The following is a 1,089-nucleotide window of genomic DNA, read 5'->3' on the forward strand; positions in this document are numbered from 1 at the left end:
TCCCCTGCCCCTCTGCCTCCCCCGCCCCCCGCGCCTCTGCCCCCCTGCCCCTCTGCTCCCCCACTCCCCGCTCCCCCGCCCCTCAGTCCTCAAGTTTAAAATTTAAAATTCGGAGAATTCGTATGGGATTATTTGACCGCATCTGGCGAGTGATTCGCGCCAATATTAATAGTTTGGTTGGCGCGGCGGAAGATCCAGAAAAGATTCTGGAACAGAGCGTGATGGATATGCAGGAGGATCTGGTGCAGCTTAGACAGGCAGTAGCACAGGCGATCGCTACTCAAAAGCGTAGTGAGCGACAATGCGCCCAATCTGAGTCTGCTGCTTCAGAATGGTATCAGCGAGCCCAGTTAGCGCTGCAAAAAGGAGAGGAAAATTTGGCGCGGGAAGCTCTAACGCGGCGGAAATCTTACCAAGAGACGGCATCAGCGCTTAAGGCGCAGCTAGAACAGCAGAGCAGCCTGGTGACTAAACTCAAGGATAATATGCGGGTCTTGGAGGGGAAAATTTCGGAGGCAAGAACTAAAAAAGATATGTACATTGCCCGTGCGCGATCGGCTAAGGCCTCTGAGAAGTTGAATGAGATGATGGGAAATCTGAACACAGGGAGTGCTTTAGGCGCTTTTGAGCGGATGGAGGAGAAAGTGATGCAACTGGAAGCTCGCTCAGAGGCGATCGCAGAACTTGGAACTAGCGATTTAGAAAAGAAATTTCTCTCCTTAGAGGGAGCGAACGATGTTGATGCTGAGCTGGAAGCGATGAAAGCGCAAATGATCCCTGGCGGCACTTCACCTAGATTGCCTTCTGGCGAGTGATGTATAGCTAGGGGCTAGGGGCTAGGGGCTAGGGGCTAGGGGCTAGGGGCTAGGGAAGAAGGAAGAAGGAAGAAGGAAGAAGGAAGAAGGGAAGAAGGGAAGAAGGGAGCGGCGTTAGGGATAGTTTTGCAGAACTTACCCTCACGGTAAGGACGCTCTTGCTTGCGGAGGCATAATCGCTTAGGGGGTGGGGTGATAGTGAACGTGCTACTATATCTGTTAGGATTGGGGGTAGTTATGTATGAATCTTTAATAAAGGACTGAAATAAACTTG

General features: G+C 51.8%; 1 protein-coding gene. It reads left to right on the plus strand.

The features are described 5' to 3' along the window. The first annotated feature begins 122 nt into the window (after nucleotides 1-122). Entirely contained in the window at nucleotides 123-815 is a 693-nt protein-coding gene (locus OSCI_RS08965) for a PspA/IM30 family protein (RefSeq protein ID WP_007354608.1), read from the plus strand. The last annotated feature ends 274 nt before the right edge of the window (nucleotides 816-1,089 follow it).

It is taken from the genome of Kamptonema sp. PCC 6506, from assembly GCF_000180455.1.
GTDB lineage: Bacteria > Cyanobacteriota > Cyanobacteriia > Cyanobacteriales > Microcoleaceae > Kamptonema > Kamptonema formosum.